The sequence below is a fragment of the Arcobacter sp. ISO1 genome (assembly GCF_058105185.1).
In genome coordinates, this window is record NZ_CM176573.1 from 2602083 (window position 1) to 2620742 (window position 18660).

The 18660-nt window shown below is 30.5% G+C and carries 7 protein-coding genes and 1 tRNA gene; 4 read left to right on the top strand and 4 right to left on the bottom strand.

What is annotated here, in order from left to right; translation table 11 throughout:
* The first annotated feature begins 407 nt into the window (after positions 1-407).
* The 4 genes from AC2TY9_RS12875 (at position 408) to AC2TY9_RS12890 (ending at position 4451) form a co-directional block, all read left to right on the top strand.
* Positions 408-656 (top strand): FeoA family protein, encoded by a 249-nt coding sequence (locus tag AC2TY9_RS12875; protein ID WP_489777917.1) that lies wholly within the window; start codon positions 408-410, stop codon positions 654-656.
* Entirely contained in the window at positions 649-3150 is a 2502-nt protein-coding gene (gene feoB / locus AC2TY9_RS12880; RefSeq protein WP_489777918.1) for a ferrous iron transport protein B, read from the top strand. Before AC2TY9_RS12875 ends, feoB begins: the two co-directional genes overlap by 8 nt.
* A gap of 15 nt (positions 3151-3165) precedes the next feature.
* Positions 3166-3465, top strand: a complete 300-nt coding sequence (locus tag AC2TY9_RS12885) for a hypothetical protein (RefSeq protein ID WP_489777919.1) — start codon at positions 3166-3168, stop codon at positions 3463-3465.
* A 164-nt stretch (positions 3466-3629) separates the two neighbouring features.
* Positions 3630-4451, top strand: coding sequence for a DUF4198 domain-containing protein (locus AC2TY9_RS12890; RefSeq protein ID WP_489777920.1), 822 nt, complete (start codon positions 3630-3632; stop codon positions 4449-4451).
* 20 nt (positions 4452-4471) lie between these two features.
* Here the strand turns inward: AC2TY9_RS12890 and AC2TY9_RS12895 are convergent.
* The 4 genes from AC2TY9_RS12895 to AC2TY9_RS12910 all read right to left on the bottom strand — a co-directional run bounded on the left by AC2TY9_RS12895 (position 4472) and on the right by AC2TY9_RS12910 (position 18574).
* Positions 4472-4547: transfer RNA gene (locus AC2TY9_RS12895), tRNA-Glu, on the bottom strand.
* A gap of 73 nt (positions 4548-4620) precedes the next feature.
* The gene (locus tag AC2TY9_RS12900; RefSeq protein ID WP_489777921.1) at positions 4621-13959 is read right to left on the bottom strand and encodes an Ig-like domain-containing protein; all 9339 of its coding nucleotides are present in this window, start codon (positions 13957-13959) and stop codon (positions 4621-4623) included.
* 143 nt (positions 13960-14102) lie between these two features.
* Positions 14103-16292: a type I secretion system permease/ATPase gene (locus AC2TY9_RS12905; protein ID WP_489777922.1), complete on the bottom strand. Its 2190-nt coding sequence runs from the start codon at positions 16290-16292 to the stop codon at positions 14103-14105.
* A 5-nt stretch (positions 16293-16297) separates the two neighbouring features.
* On the bottom strand, positions 16298-18574 hold the full coding sequence (locus tag AC2TY9_RS12910; RefSeq protein ID WP_489777923.1) for a TolC family protein: 2277 nt from the start codon (positions 18572-18574) through the stop codon (positions 16298-16300).
* Positions 18575-18660: the final 86 nt, after the last annotated feature.

The following is an 18660-nucleotide window of genomic DNA, read 5'->3' on the forward strand; positions in this document are numbered from 1 at the left end:
CATTATTAACTTAATTAAATATTAATGATAATAATTATTGATTTTAAATATAATAGTTTTTTTTAAAAATTAAAAGCTAAGACTTTTTACCTTTTGGGTCTAATTCTTAAAATTATATAAAAAAATTTAATTTGAAGCATTTTTAAATATATTTTAAGTAATATTAAAGTTAATAATGATTATCATTCTATATAATTAATGATATCAATTATCATTAAGGAATAAAAATATAAATAAACGAAGGTAAAATATGGAAAATGCTTTCTTAATAATAATTACACTTTCTGCTCTATATTATGTATATAAAACAACATTTAAAAATAGTGGCTGTAATTGTGGGACTAAAGAATGTCCCACTAAAAAGATACAGAAATAAATGAATAATATCATTGAGTAAGGAAAAGATTATGAATGCTAAAGTAAAAACTTTAGATCTTATAGAAAATGGACGAAAAGCAAAAATCATGAAACTAAATGCTAGAGGAAAGCTTTTAAATAAGCTCCTTGATATGGGCTTTGTAAATAATGTAGAAATTGAAGTTATCAGAGAAGCACCACTTTTTGATCCAATGGAATTAAAATTACACAATTATAATTTAAGCATTAGAAAAAGTGAAGCTGAGCTTATAGAAGTGAAGGAACATGGTGATGACTAAAATAAAAGTTGCACTTGCTGGACAACCTAATTGTGGTAAATCTACAGTTTTTAACCTAGTAAGTGGTATTGAACAACATATTGCTAATTATCCAGGGGTTACAGTTGATAAAAAAACTGGTTTCTTTAAATACGATAATCATAAAATTGAAATGGTTGACCTTCCAGGAACTTACTCTTTTTCTTCATATTCATTAGAAGAAAGAGTTGCAAAAGATTTTATAATCGATGAAGCTCCTGATTTAATTGTAAATGTTGTTGATGCTTCTAATATTAAAAGAAATCTTTATTTGACTTTTCAACTTTTAGAAATTGGAATTCCTGTTGTAGTTGTATTAAATATGATGGATGTAGCTAAAAGAAGAGATATAGAAATTGATTCTAAAAAAATATCTGAAATGTTAAATTGTCCAGTTGTAGAAGCAAGTGGTGCAAAAGGTATTGGAGGTGAAGATATTATGAGAAGTATAGTTAAAACTTCTCACAATAAACATAACTATAATGAATTTAAAATTAATTATGAAGAATTAGAATTACATATTAAAAAAGTGGAAGAAAAAATAATTGATACAAAATTACCTCAAAAAAAAAGATGGCTTGCTATTAAAGCTTTAGAAGGTGATAAAACAATTCTCGAAAGACTTGAAAAAGAAGTTCTTGATATCGAAGAGTTTGTAAGAGTTCAAGAAAATTCTTTTCATGAAAAATATGATAAAGATACAGTTTCATTTTTAGCATCTTTTAGATACGACTCAGCAGATATTATTTATCACAATACAGTTAATGAAAAAAATATAGGAAAAGAAAATTTTACTGATAAGACTGATAAAATCATTTTAAATAGATACTTTGCACTACCTATTTTAGTAGGTATTATGTTTTTGGTTTATCAAATATCTATTGTTTGGGGATACAAACTAACAGATTATACCTGGCCTATACTTGCTGCTTTTAAAAACTTTGTAATTGATTTTTTACCTGCTGCAAATTTTACCGATGTTCCAATGATAACAGACCTAGCAATTTGGCTAGTAAATAGTGCAAATGCATTAATGAACTATATTCCAATATTCTTTATATTATTTGCTTTGATTGCAATTATGGAAGATGTTGGATATATGCCTAGAATGGCTTTTATCTTAGATAGAGTTTTCAAAAGATTTGGACTACATGGACAATCAACACTTCCTTTAGTTTTAGGTGGAGCAATGGTTGGAGGTTGCGCAGTTCCAGGAGTAATGTCAACAAAAGGAATTGCTGATGATAGAGCAAGAATGGCAACTATACTAGCAGTTCCATACATGAACTGTCTAGCAAAAGTTCCTTTTTACACTCTACTTCTTGGTGCATTTTTTAAGCCTGATATGGCTCTTATGATGTTTTTTATATCAACAATAACTATATTTATCGCAATGATTGTTTCAAAGTTATTAACTTCAACAATTTTAACAACAAGAGAAACAGCTCCTTTTTTGATGGAATTACCTCCTTATCATTTACCAACATTTAAAGGTGTTATTATAAGAGCTTCTCAAAGAGTTTGGATTTATATTAAAAAAGTTGTAACAATTGTATTAGCAGTTGCAATTATACTTTTTGCAATGCTTCAATTTCCAGGTTTAAGTGAAGAATCACAAGGAAAATATGATTTACAATCCCAAAAAGCTTTAAGTACATTTTATAATAAAGCAAAAAAATCTAAATATTATGAGGAAGTAGATACTAAAGAAGAAGTATCTAATCTTCTAAATTATTATGATAGTTATAAAGCAAAAAGAATGACAACAACTTCAAAAGAAGGTGCTAAATCAATAGATGAAGAGTATATTCTTTTAAATAAATCACACTTTAAATTTATTAAACCTAGAAAAGATAAAGAAGCTAGAAAAATCAATAAAGTATTGAGAAAACTATCTACACAAAGAAAAAGAATTTTAAGAAATATAAAAAATGAAAAAGTAGAAAACTCTTTACTTGGTATGACTGGTCGAGCTATTGAACCCTTTTCTCAATATGCAGGATTTGATTGGAAAATTAATGTTGCCTTTTTAAGCTCATTTGCAGCAAGAGAAAGTGCAGTTGCAACTCTAGGGTCTTTATATGAAAATAATAAAGCTGATGATATGAGAGCTGAAGAAGCAATGGCACTAAATAGTGGATATACTCCACTTCATGCTGTTGCAATTATCATTTTTATGATTTTAACTCCACCTTGTATTGCTACAATGATTGTTGTAAAAATTCAAACAAATAGTTATAAATGGATGATATTTGCTATTTTTTTCCCTGTCTTTTTAGGAATCACTATTGCTTCAATCATCTTTACACTAGGTTCAAATTACGCTTGGAGTGGAGTGGAAGCAATGACTTATTTTTACATTCTAATAGTAGCCATAGCTTTAATTATTGGGCTAGCCCCAAAGAAAAATATAAATTGGAAAGGTGGGATGAAACTAAAAGCAAATCCTCAATCAAAAGTATTAAAAATTAATTAAAAAAAGGATGAAAATATGAAAAAAATTTTATTTGGTTTAGCATTTATTGCTAGTTCTATGTTTGCACATACTGCAATTATGAGTTGTTTTGATAATGGAGATAACACAATCACTTGTGAAGGTGGATTTTCAGATGGAAGTAGTGCAAGTGGTGTGAAGTTTCATGTATTGCAAGGTGAAAAAAGAATTTATGAAGCAAAAATGAGTGAAGACAGTGAAGTAACATTCAAAAAGCCATCAGGAAGTTATACTGCTGTATTTGATGCAGGAGAAGGACATAAGGTATTTATAAAAGGTTCAGATATTACTGAATAGTTTTGAAAGTGGGAAAGTGGGGAAAGTGGCTTTGCCCACTTTTAAATCATTAGTTGCTAAATGTTAAATTTAAAGTATTAGGTATTTTAAATTTAGCATTTAGCTAATTTTTTACTATTTTAATAATAGTGATTATTAAAGTTAATACTATTGAAGGACAAAAAATGAAAAAAATAATTTTAAGTACAGTAGCAGCAGCTACAATTATGGCTACAAGTGCATTAGCACATTTTCAAATGGTTTATACACCAAATATGGCTTTAGAAAAAGGTAAAACAATTGAATTAAGACATGTTTTTACTCATCCATTTGCTGATGAACATACAATGGATATGGGTAAACAGCATGATTCTAAAGAGTTAGCACCTATTGAAGAGTTTTATGTAATCAATAAGGGTAAAAAGACAGATCTTTTGAAAACTCTTAATACAATTACGTTTAAAGGTCATCATAACAGTGGTGCAGCTTTTGCTTCAAAATATAAAGCAAGGAAAATGGGGGATCATATTTTAGTAATGAAACCAGCACCTTATTATGAAGCTAATGAAGATGCATATATTCAACAAATCACTAAAACTATAGTAAATGTTGCTGGTGCACCAACTGATTGGGATGTAGAATTAGGATTAAAAGCTGAGATTGTTCCCTTAACTAAACCATATGCTATTTGGGAAGGTGGAAGTTTTACAGGTATCGTAAAAGCAAAAGGTAAAATTGTGCCATATGCAGAGATTGAAGTTGAGTACTTAAATAGAGATGTTGATTTAAAAGCAAATGCTATGGGTAAAGCTTATGTAGAAGCTCCACAAGATGCTTTTGTAACAATGACAATCAAAGCAAATAAAGATGGTGAATTTACATTTGCAATACCAAGAGCTGGATTTTGGGGCTTTTGTGCTTTAGGTGCTGGTGTTGATAAAGAGTATAAAGGTAAAGAACTTAGTCAAGATGCAGTTATTTGGGTTGAAGCAAAATCTATGAAATAGATTTTACTAATATCTATAGTTGGCGACCCCAGCAAGATTTGAACTTGCGTTCTTTGGAGGAAATCCAAATGTCCTTGGCCACTAGACGACAGGGTCATAAAGAAATGAAAGTATATATAAATATTTATTCATTTTTTCTTAAGAAACCCTATTTTCATAGGGTTTCTTTTTATGAATTATGATCATCTATATCTGTTGTATCATCTGCTTCAATATTTGAAATAAGATTTCCAGAACTCTCTTCTAAAGCTTTAAATGGACAATACTCATCATTCCCATCATCTTGAGTAGTTGTTTCTTCTGTTTTAAGTTCATCAAGAGAAGTGATATTTCTATCTTCTTCAGTCTCACCTAGTAAAGTTGATAAAGAAGAATCTGAATCTTCACTTGTAAGCATATCTTCCATAGCGATTTCTTTATCTTCTAAAGACTCATCTTTTTCGTAAACTGTAGCATCTTCACTATCTGTAATCTCATTTAAATTATCAAAATCAAGTTCAAGATTATCAAAGTCTATTTCTGTTTGATTTAAACTTTCTATTTCATTAAATGTAATTAATGAATCATCACCAATAGCATTTGAATCTATTGTTGATAATACTTCCCCATCTTTTGTAAATGTGATTTCATCCCCTTCATTGTAGAAGAAACTTCCATCATCATTTGTAGTTCCAGAAACTCCTGAAGAAGTTGTAAACTCAATTCCTGCTTGTGGTTCTTTTCCTAATGTTGCACTTAATGTATCATCATCTATTCTTTCATCAAATTCAGATTCATCTATACCTGCATACTCTTGAAGCATTTCTTGAACATGAACCATAGCTGCATCTTCACCTACATAATTTCCACCGATTGATTCAATTAAAGATTTAATTTCCTCTTCTGTTGCAGTTGTAAGGTCTATTGTCACGTCAGCAAGGGCATCTCTCATAGCTTGTGTAATAACAATATCATCACCACTATCTGCTGTGTCAATAGATTGTAAGAATACTGCCATGTTTTCTAGGTACTCATCATTTAAATCTGTTCTATCTACATCAGCTATATCTTGTAAGAAAGTTTGACCTGAAGCGATATCTTCTGCTGTTGCAGTACCTAAAACTACTCCCCCAACACTAAATGTTACAGAATCCCCTTCTCTAAAGTTAAAGTTACCATTTTCATCTGTGTATCCTGTTACGCCTGAAGAAGTTTCATAATAAGCACCTTCTACGATACCATCAACTAATTGAGCAGATAGTAAATCATTACTTTGAACCCAATCATCTCCTGAAGCTTTAATTACAATATTATCAATTGTCATAGATTCCCATAATCCAGCATCAGTAATCATTTCTAATTTGATAGTACCATCAGTTCCAACTGTTGTTGTAAAATTATATGATGAATCAATCGTTGAATCTCTATCTATATATGTTGATCCATTAGCTTTCACTGTAAAATAATCTTTGTCAAGAAGATTAAGTAAACTAGGTGATTCATCCCATCCAGCGCCTGCATCTGCATCAAAAGAGATAGTTACAGTTTTACCTGCATTTTCTGCACCAAAATCAAAAGTCTTACTTATTGTAGTATCATTTTCAAGTTTTACTTCACCATTAATTCTTTCTGCATCACCTGAATAAGTCCATCCTTCTCCACTATCTGTGAAATCATCAGTAAATAAAATATCCCCATCATCAACACTTGCTACTTCTACATCAACTGTTGTACTTGAACTATTTGTATTTGTTCCATCTGTTGCTATTGCAGTGGCATTGATTGTAAAATCTTCTGTTACAGAATTAGGAACTATCATAGAAATTGATCCATCAAAACTTGTTCCATCTACATCGAAGCTATATGTTCCATCAGTAACTTCAACACCACCTATAATAACACCATTTGGAATTCCATCAAGTACTACTTGTAAAGATTCACTTCCATCCGTATCAGCTAAGGCTGAAGATATATTTATATAATCTACATTTCCAATAATATTTCCATCGTCATCTGTTGCTACTTGGTCAATTTTTATTGAGTGAATTAAATAATCATCATTAGAACCTTGTGCAGAGAAAACAACTTGGTCAAATATTTCTCCATTGTCTGCTGTAAGAGAAGTGATTGCATCAACACCATCTGAACCACCTTCAATTACTCTTGTCCCTACAGTTTGACCATCTTTCTTAAACTCTACAACAACAGTTTCACCTGAATTTTGCCAAGCAAATGCAACATCAACATTAGTTGCATAGTTATCAAGATCAAGTACAATTGTTTCAGATCCATAAGTATCATCGTATCCTAATTCAGTATTATGTGCATCACCACTTGTATCTCCTGCAACACCAATACCATCATGATCAGTTCCTTGAATAACTGCAAGTTCAGCACTATTTCCCTCAGGATCATATGCACTAATTGTTGTTCCTAGAAAATCATCATGAACATTAGTAATATTGATTTGAGTATCTTGGGTTATTTCTAAATTGATAGTTGGAGCATCTGCAACTGCTGCAACATCGATTGTTGCAGTTGCATTAGTAGTTACAGTACCATCACTAACTGTAAAGTTGATTGGTAAGTTATCTCCACTAAAATCAACAGTTGGGTTGAATGTATATGTTCCATCACCGTTATCTGTAATATTTCCATATGATGCATCAATCCCAACAGAAGTCACTGTTAAAGTATCTCCATCTTCATCACTTGCATTTTGTAGCAATTGCTCCTGTGTAAATATAATCGATGTGTCTTCATTTGTTGAACCAAGATCAACATTTTCAACAACAGCAACATCATTTACTGTTGTAACTGCTGGATCTAAGTTTTGAACAGTTTGGCTTGAACCATCTACTCCTGCACTTGTTGCTGTTACATTAAATACTGGAAGTTGATTACCTGCATTTACTAAATTAGCACCAGTTTCTGTTAATGTTACTTCACCTGTTGTTTCATTAATTGCATAGTTTGTTGTATCTGAAATTGAGTATGTAATATCTCCACCATCTACATCATTTGGTGCAGTTTTTACTGTTGTTACTGTATCTCCTGCAGATGTTGAATCTTCAATGAAGTTATTAACTGTATTCATCTCAAAGCCAGTCATATCATCATTTACTGCATTAACATTTACAGTTACACTTGTTTGTGTTCCATCTTCATTTGTATATGTAAAGGTATCTGTTCCATTATAATCTGCATCTGGTGTATATTTTACTGTTCCATCATCATTAATTGAAACTGTTCCATGTGCTCCATCTGTTACACTTGATACTGGTGATACTACTCCATCTACATCTGTATCATTTGCTAATACATCTATATTTACTGATGAATCTTCATCTACTCTTGCTGTATCTGCTACTGTCACTGTATCATCTGCTGTTGGATCTACTGTTACAGTTACACTTGTTTGTGTTCCATCTTCATTTGTATATGTAAAGGTATCTGTTCCATTATAATCTGCATCTGGTGTATATTTTACTGTTCCATCATCATTAATTGAAACTGTTCCATGTGCTCCATCTGTTACACTTGATACTGGTGATACTACTCCATCTACATCTGTATCATTTGCTAATACATCTATATTTACTGATGAATCTTCATCTACTCTTGCTGTATCTGCTACTGTCACTGTATCATCTGCTGTTGGATCTACTGTTACAGTTACACTTGTTTGTGTTCCATCTTCATTTGTATATGTAAAGGTATCTGTTCCATTATAATCTGCATCTGGTGTATATTTTACTGTTCCATCATCATTAATTGAAACTGTTCCATGTGCTCCATCTGTTACACTTGATACTGGTGATACTACTCCATCTACATCTGTATCATTTGCTAATACATCTATATTTACTGATGAATCTTCATCTACTCTTGCTGTATCTGCTACTGTCACTGTATCATCTGCTGTTGGATCTACTGTTACAGTTACACTTGTTTGTGTTCCATCTTCATTTGTATATGTAAAGGTATCTGTTCCATTATAATCTGCATCTGGTGTATATTTTACTGTTCCATCATCATTAATTGAAACTGTTCCATGTGCTCCATCTGTTACACTTGATACTGGTGATACTACTCCATCTACATCTGTATCATTTGCTAATACATCTATATTTACTGATGAATCTTCATCTACTCTTGCTGTATCTGCTACTGTCACTGTATCATCTGCTGTTGGATCTACTGTTACAGTTACACTTGTTTGTGTTCCATCTTCATTTGTATATGTAAAGGTATCTGTTCCATTATAATCTGCATCTGGTGTATATTTTACTGTTCCATCATCATTAATTGAAACTGTTCCATGTGCTCCATCTGTTACACTTGATACTGGTGATACTACTCCATCTACATCTGTATCATTTGCTAATACATCTATATTTACTGATGAATCTTCATCTACTCTTGCTGTATCTGCTACTGTCACTGTATCATCTGCTGTTGGATCTACTGTTACAGTTACACTTGTTTGTGTTCCATCTTCATTTGTATATGTAAAGGTATCTGTTCCATTATAATCTGCATCTGGTGTATATTTTACTGTTCCATCATCATTAATTGAAACTGTTCCATGTGCTCCATCTGTTACACTTGATACTGGTGATACTACTCCATCTACATCTGTATCATTTGCTAATACATCTATATTTACTGATGAATCTTCATCTACTCTTGCTGTATCTGCTACTGTCACTGTATCATCTGCTGTTGGATCTACTGTTACAGTTACACTTGTTTGTGTTCCATCTTCATTTGTATATGTAAAGGTATCTGTTCCATTATAATCTGCATCTGGTGTATATTTTACTGTTCCATCATCATTAATTGAAACTGTTCCATGTGCTCCATCTGTTACACTTGATACTGGTGATACTACTCCATCTACATCTGTATCATTTGCTAATACATCTATATTTACTGATGAATCTTCATCTACTCTTGCTGTATCTGCTACTGTCACTGTATCATCTGCTGTTGGATCTACTGTTACAGTTACACTTGTTTGTGTTCCATCTTCATTTGTATATGTAAAGGTATCTGTTCCATTATAATCTGCATCTGGTGTATATTTTACTGTTCCATCATCATTAATTGAAACTGTTCCATGTGCTCCATCTGTTACACTTGATACTGGTGATACTACTCCATCTACATCTGTATCATTTGCTAATACATCTATATTTACTGATGAATCTTCATCTACTCTTGCTGTATCTGCTACTGTCACTGTATCATCTGCTGTTGGATCTACTGTTACAGTTACACTTGTTTGTGTTCCATCTTCATTTGTATATGTAAAGGTATCTGTTCCATTATAATCTGCATCTGGTGTATATTTTACTGTTCCATCATCATTAATTGAAACTGTTCCATGTGCTCCATCTGTTACACTTGATACTGGTGATACTACTCCATCTACATCTGTATCATTTGCTAATACATCTATATTTACTGATGAATCTTCATCTACTCTTGCTGTATCTGCTACTGTCACTGTATCATCTGCTGTTGGATCTACTGTTACAGTTACACTTGTTTGTGTTCCATCTTCATTTGTATATGTAAAGGTATCTGTTCCATTATAATCTGCATCTGGTGTATATTTTACTGTTCCATCATCATTAATTGAAACTGTTCCATGTGCTCCATCTGTTACACTTGATACTGGTGATACTACTCCATCTACATCTGTATCATTTGCTAATACATCTATATTTACTGATGAATCTTCATCTACTCTTGCTGTATCTGCTACTGTCACTGTATCATCTGCTGTTGGATCTACTGTTACAGTTACACTTGTTTGTGTTCCATCTTCATTTGTATATGTAAAGGTATCTGTTCCATTATAATCTGCATCTGGTGTATATTTTACTGTTCCATCATCATTAATTGAAACTGTTCCATGTGCTCCATCTGTTACACTTGATACTGGTGATACTACTCCATCTACATCTGTATCATTTGCTAATACATCTATATTTACTGATGAATCTTCATCTACTCTTGCTGTATCTGCTACTGTCACTGTATCATCTGCTGTTGGATCTACTGTTACAGTTACACTTGTTTGTGTTCCATCTTCATTTGTATATGTAAAGGTATCTGTTCCATTATAATCTGCATCTGGTGTATATTTTACTGTTCCATCATCATTAATTGAAACTGTTCCATGTGCTCCATCTGTTACACTTGATACTGGTGATACTACTCCATCTACATCTGTATCATTTGCTAATACATCTATATTTACTGATGAATCTTCATCTACTCTTGCTGTATCTGCTACTGTCACTGTATCATCTGCTGTTGGATCTACTGTTACAGTTACACTTGTTTGTGTTCCATCTTCATTTGTATATGTAAAGGTATCTGTTCCATTATAATCTGCATCTGGTGTATATTTTACTGTTCCATCATCATTAATTGAAACTGTTCCATGTGCTCCATCTGTTACACTTGATACTGGTGATACTACTCCATCTACATCTGTATCATTTGCTAATACATCTATATTTACTGATGAATCTTCATCTACTCTTGCTGTATCTGCTACTGTCACTGTATCATCTGCTGTTGGATCTACTGTTACAGTTACACTTGTTTGTGTTCCATCTTCATTTGTATATGTAAAGGTATCTGTTCCATTATAATCTGCATCTGGTGTATATTTTACTGTTCCATCATCATTAATTGAAACTGTTCCATGTGCTCCATCTGTTACACTTGATACTGGTGATACTACTCCATCTACATCTGTATCATTTGCTAATACATCTATATTTACTGATGAATCTTCATCTACTCTTGCTGTATCTGCTACTGTCACTGTATCATCTGCTGTTGGATCTACTGTTACAGTTACACTTGTTTGTGTTCCATCTTCATTTGTATATGTAAAGGTATCTGTTCCATTATAATCTGCATCTGGTGTATATTTTACTGTTCCATCATCATTAATTGAAACTGTTCCATGTGCTCCATCTGTTACACTTGATACTGGTGATACTACTCCATCTACATCTGTATCATTTGCTAATACATCTATATTTACTGATGAATCTTCATCTACTCTTGCTGTATCTGCTACTGTCACTGTATCATCTGCTGTTGGATCTACTGTTACAGTTACACTTGTTTGTGTTCCATCTTCATTTGTATATGTAAAGGTATCTGTTCCATTATAATCTGCATCTGGTGTATATTTTACTGTTCCATCATCATTAATTGAAACTGTTCCATGTGCTCCATCTGTTACACTTGATACTGGTGATACTACTCCATCTACATCTGTATCATTTGCTAATACATCTATATTTACTGATGAATCTTCATCTACTCTTGCTGTATCTGCTACTGTCACTGTATCATCTGCTGTTGGATCTACTGTTACAGTTACACTTGTTTGTGTTCCATCTTCATTTGTATATGTAAAGGTATCTGTTCCATTATAATCTGCATCTGGTGTATATTTTACTGTTCCATCATCATTAATTGAAACTGTTCCATGTGCTCCATCTGTTACACTTGATACTGGTGATACTACTCCATCTACATCTGTATCATTTGCTAATACATCTATATTTACTGATGAATCTTCATCTACTCTTGCTGTATCTGCTACTGTCACTGTATCATCTGCTGTTGGATCTACTGTTACAGTTACACTTGTTTGTGTTCCATCTTCATTTGTATATGTAAAGGTATCTGTTCCATTATAATCTGCATCTGGTGTATATTTTACTGTTCCATCATCATTAATTGAAACTGTTCCATGTGCTCCATCTGTTACACTTGATACTGGTGATACTACTCCATCTACATCTGTATCATTTGCTAATACATCTATATTTACTGATGAATCTTCATCTACTCTTGCTGTATCTGCTACTGTCACTGTATCATCTGCTGTTGGATCTACTGTTACAGTTACACTTGTTTGTGTTCCATCTTCATTTGTATATGTAAAGGTATCTGTTCCATTATAATCTGCATCTGGTGTATATTTTACTGTTCCATCATCATTAATTGAAACTGTTCCATGTGCTCCATCTGTTACACTTGATACTGGTGATACTACTCCATCTACATCTGTATCATTTGCTAATACATCTATATTTACTGATGAATCTTCATCTACTCTTGCTGTATCTGCTACTGTCACTGTATCATCTGCTGTTGGATCTACTGTTACAGTTACACTTGTTTGTGTTCCATCTTCATTTGTATATGTAAAGGTATCTGTTCCATTATAATCTGCATCTGGTGTATATTTTACTGTTCCATCATCATTAATTGAAACTGTTCCATGTGCTCCATCTGTTACACTTGATACTGGTGATACTACTCCATCTACATCTGTATCATTTGCTAATACATCTATATTTACTGATGAATCTTCATCTACTCTTGCTGTATCTGCTACTGTCACTGTATCATCTGCTGTTCCAGTTATATTTACTGTTATTGTTGATTCTGTACCATCTATACTTGATACTGTAAATGTTTCACTTAAAGTACTTCCAGTGTTTAACTCATTAAATGCTGAGTTTGCTGTAAAATCCCAGTTTCCATTTTCATCTATTGTAAATGTTCCATTTGAACCTACTATTGTATTTGCTATAAAGGTATTATCTGCGTTATCTACATCTGTACTTATCAGTGTTCCACTTGTAGTTAGTGCTGTATCTGTTTCTATTAAGTTTGCTGTTGCGCTACTTACTGTTGCTGCATCATTTGTACCAGTTACAGTGATTGTTAATGTTGTAGTTGTTGTTGCACCATTATTATCAGTAACTGTTAATGGTACTTCTATTACTTGTCTTTCACCCTCTGCTAAACTATCATAGCTACTTGAATCAAACTCATATGTTCCATCTGGATTTAATGTTAATCCTGTTGGACTATCTCCATCTACTGATACTGTTGCTGTTCCATCAGGGTCAAAAAAATCAATCTGCCCATTTATAATTGTGTCTTCATTTAATTCGTTAACTTCTGAATTGGCAATTGGAACTTCATTAGTCTCATTTTCTAATACAGGTTCCTCTTCATTATCATCTTCAAATTCAATAGTACTTTGTGTTTGTGTAAATTCTGAATCATTTTCTTCTACTAATTCAGTGTTTTGATTATTTAATTGTGTATCTATTTGTTCTGTTTGAATATTAATAGCTGCATTATTTTGTTCTAATGTAGAATCTTCTGTTTGAGGTTCAATTATATTTTCTTCTAATTCATTATTTATATAATCTAAACTTGCAAAATCACTTATCTGGGTTATTGAATCTTCAAATGTGATTTCATTAAAAAAGCTTGAATCTAAATTGAAAGTTACAGGCCCAGTTACTTCAATTTCTCTTCCATCATCAAAAACAATATTTGCAAACTCACTAATTGTTAATAAACCACCATGTTCTGATATTACATCTTTGTTTTTTAATATTTCTTCTGAAGTACCATTTTCCAAGGAAACAAGACCTCTAATATCTGTAATTCTTGCAATTGCCATAATAAATCCTTTTACACAAATTATTATGACTATATTATAAAAATTATTTTATCTTGTAAAGTATACTTTGGTATAAATTATTTTTTTAAGGAAGGTCAACTAATACAGTCAACCTTCTAATTATAGAGAAGAGATTTAAAGTCTTATTTTTTATTATTTAGCTTATTGATAATAATATCTTTTTTACCATCTAAGATGATTTGTCCATCTTCAACCACAATAATTCTATCAACAAGTCTTAGAAGTGATGTTTTATGGGTAACCAAAATAACAGTTTTATTTTGTTGGTAGTTTCTAATACTATTTATAAATCTATTTTCAGAAGATGTATCCATAGAACTTGTTGGTTCATCAAATAGTACAATTGGATAAGGTAGTAAAATAGATCTAGCAATAGCTATTGCTTGTTTTTGTCCACCAGAAAGGAAAGAACCCCTTTCGCCAACAGGCATATCAAAACCTTTTGGATGCTTATTAACAAAATCTAATACACCACTGATTTTAGCAGCTTCAAGTATTTTTTCATCATCAATATTTGGTGTTCTATAAACAATATTCTCTTTTACTGTACCATCAAAAAGTAAAACATCTTGAGATACATATGCAATATTTTTTCTAAGCTCAGAGGGGTCTAACTGTTTAATATCTATATTGTCAATTAAAATAGAACCTTCATTTGGATGATATAAAGAAACTAGTAGTTTTTGAATAGTTGTTTTTCCTGAACCAATTTTACCAATAATTGCAACTTTTTCTCCTGATTCTACACTAAAAGAGATATTACTTAAAGTCTCTTTATCAGCATTTGGGTACGTAAAGTTTACATTTCTAAAATCAATTTTACCTTTATATTCAGGCCTTGTTACAAATTTCTTACCTTGAGGGTGTTCTACAGGTAAATTCATAATATCATTTAAGGCTTCATATGTAGTTTTTGTATGTTGAAATGTTGATAACAGTGATGAGACTTGTCCCATTGGTGAGATAGCTCTTGAAGAGATTATAATTGTAGCAATTAATCCCCCCATTGTAAGGTTATTATCAATAATTAAATATGTTCCCATTATTACAAGTGCAACAGTATTTAACTGAACTAAAAATGAAGTTACTGTTGTAATTGAAGAAGATATCATTTTTGTATTAATACTTTTGTCTGCAATTTTTGATGTAGCTTCTTCCCATCTCCATTGTGAATATCCAGTTGCCCCTAAAGATTTAATAGTTTCTATAGAAGATAAACTTTCAATTAATACACCATTTTTATTTGAACCTGCATCATATGATTCTTTGATACTATTTGCTAATTTTATTTTTGAATAATATGTATAGATTAAAATAATGATAATAATTGCAATAGGTACTATTACTAAGGCTCCACCAATAAAATAAATTGCAAGTAAGAAGATAAAAATAAATGGAACATCAATCAATAAAGCAATTGTTGAAGATGTTAAAAATCCCCTAATACTCTCAAACTCTTTTAAAATATTTGCTAAAGAACCAACAGAATTTGGAACCGATGACATTTTTAAATCTAAAACTTTTTCAAAAATAATTGAAGAAGCGATAATATCAGTTTTTTTAGCTGCAGTTTCCAGAAAATAAGAACGCAAAAATTTTAAGGCTATATCAATACCATAAATAAAGACAACCCCAATTGCAAAAATCCAAAGGGTATCAACTGCATTATTAGGAATAACTCTATCATAAACATTCATTGTAAAAAGTGGCGTAGAAAGAACAAAAAGATTGATTAGTAAAGAAGCGATAATTACATCTCTATAAACATTTCTTACAATCTTTATACTTCCCCATAACCAGTGGCTTTCTTTTATTGATAGAGATGTCTTATCTTCTTTAAAATCAAGCTCTTTTTTAAGAAGTATACTAAACCCAAAATATCTTTTTTCTAATTCTTCAATTGGAACTAAACTTTCTACTTCAGGAGCTTCAGGGAAAATCACTTTAGCATTTTTGTACTCTTCATCAAAACCTAAAAGAATACATGATTCAAGTTCATCTTTGTCTTTTTTATTATCTAGTAATAATATACAAGGCAAAGTTAGAGGATTGATATCATATAATTTAGCTCTTAAAACCTTAGTTTTAAAGCCTGCTTTTAAAGCAGCCCTTGAAAAAAGTGATTTAGAGTTAGATTTAGAAAATAAAATAGGAGTATTTCTTCCTGTTTCAATAGGTAAACCTGCAATTAAAGATTCCTTTGAATAAGGTCTCCCATTCATTTTACAATATATTGTAAGGGTATCAAGAATTGAATTTTCTCGGTTGTACTCTTTTATAGAGTTAAAATCAATATTATCATTTTGTGGCATTTAAATTATATACTCCCAAGATTAGTAGAATAATTTTTATTATATTTATGAAATAAAGCCTGCTTAATTGAAACTTTTTCCACTCTTGGTCTATTTGATTTTAAACCTTTAGGTAAAGAAGCCATAGCTTTTAAAGCCTCAGCTTTAGAGTCAAATACTCCAAGCATTATTTTTTGTAAAGGATTTTCATATCTAAATTTGAAAAAGAAACCATTATTTGATAAACCATATCTGTCTAATAAAGCTTGAGCTTTTTTTTCAGAATCTGAATATGCTAAATTAATAGTATATTTATTTTTTGAAGCATTTAAAAACTTATCTTTAAAACTGTTATATTGAAATTTTTTAACTTTATTTTTAGCTGGTTCAATAGTAGAAAAAACAACTTTTCTTATTATAGGTTTATTCATTACAGGAGTAGGTTTTACTATTTTTATATTTTGTTTAATTAGCTCATTTTTACTATGATATTTATCATAAAGTTTTTGTTTAATAGCAATTTTTTCTATAATAGGTCTGTTTCTTTTTAAATTTTTGTGAAGTTTAGATAAGGCTTTCTTAGCTTCTTGTTTAGTATCATAAATTCCCATCATAATTTTTTGTAATGGGTTTACTTTTCTAAAACTAAAGAAAAAGGCATTGTCATTTAAATCATATCTATCTAACAATCTTTGAGCTTTTATTTTAGAATCAGATAAGGCAAGATTGATTGTATATTTATTTTTTGAAGCATTTAAAAACTTTTCTTTAAACTGATTTTCTATTGTGTGTGTAATATTTTTTTCAAAATTTGTATTTACTTTTTCATAATTAACATTTTGAAAAGAAACCTTTTTTATTGGTTTTTCATATTTAACTTTTGAAATTACTTTTTTGTTTTTATTTATTACAGCTAATTTTTTTTGTTTGTGTTTTACATCTTTATCATATGAAAAATCTAATTCTTTTTGCATGTTTTGAACTAAATCAGTAGCATCAATCTTATCTAAAGTTGGTAATTTATCTTCTAACACATCACTTAATTTGCCCATTGCATTAAATATCTCATATTTTGCAATGATTAAATCATATGTGTTTCTAATTAAATCTTTTTTAATATCAACATATTCTATATGAGTTTCTAAAAGAGTATTTAAATCTTTAAGTCCTAAATCAAACTCTTTATTTGTAGCATCTAATACATCTTTTTTTACTATTAAATATTGTTTTAAACTATCTTGTTTTTCATTATTTAGTTTATAAGTATTCCATGCAAGTCTTAAGTCTGTTTTTACTTGATATTCACTTTTTTTAACTAATAGCTCTTTATCTTTTATATTTTGTAAAGATTTTTTATTTTTAAGAGTATCTTTACCACCATTGAATAGATTATATGAAACTTCAAATCCAACTTTATATTCATTGTATTCTTCATCATTTTCTTTAAATAAAGCATTATTAATGTTATATGAACCAACTAAATCTAAGTTTGGGTAAAAATCTTTTTTATCTCTTTGTTGTTCAAATTTTGCAACAAAAACATTTGTTTTTGAAACATTAATCGATGGATTTCTATTATAAGCTATTTCTAAAGCTTCTTTTACATTTTTTGGTAGCTCTATATTTAAATTTGGTTTTTCAAGTTCACTACTATCAAAGTCACTTTGAACATACAATTTTAGATTTTCGATTGCTTCTTTTAAATTTATTTTTTGAATATCTAAGTTAACTTGAGTTTCAGCCATATTTGCCTTAACCTCTTCAAACTCTAATTTTGTCCCATATCCAACATTAACTTTTTTATAAACTTTATTAAATATATCTTTACTAATTTGTAAACTTTCTTTACTAAGATTTAGTAAGTCTTTTTCCCTCAAAGTATTTACATAGGCAATTGCATAATTAAGTGCAATACTATCTTGAGTCTCTTTTAAGTAATAAACTGCCGATTTAAATTTTTGTTCTTGAAGTTTTTTTTCAAATGATGATTCAAAACCATCGAATATAGGTTGAGTAAATTTCAATTCGTAATTGTCAGATTTTGTTAAAGGTTCATTATCGGGAGTTAATTTGCCTTGTGTTAATCTGCTAGCTTCAACGTTTGCAGAGAAATCTACTGATGGATATAATAATGCATCAGCAATTTTTTTATCAATATTTATATTATTTAAATTGTTTTTATTAATTTTAAAATCCATGTCATTTTCTAATGCCAATGGAAAACCATCTTTTATAGAAAATCCAAAAAGAGAAGAAACCATTAAAATTTGAAAAATAATAAATTTTTTTATTCTAATATTCATTGTATTCTCCCTACACTCTAAAGATTAGGTGTATATATTACCAAAGTTTTATATAAATTTTTATAAAATAATAACTAATTTAAATC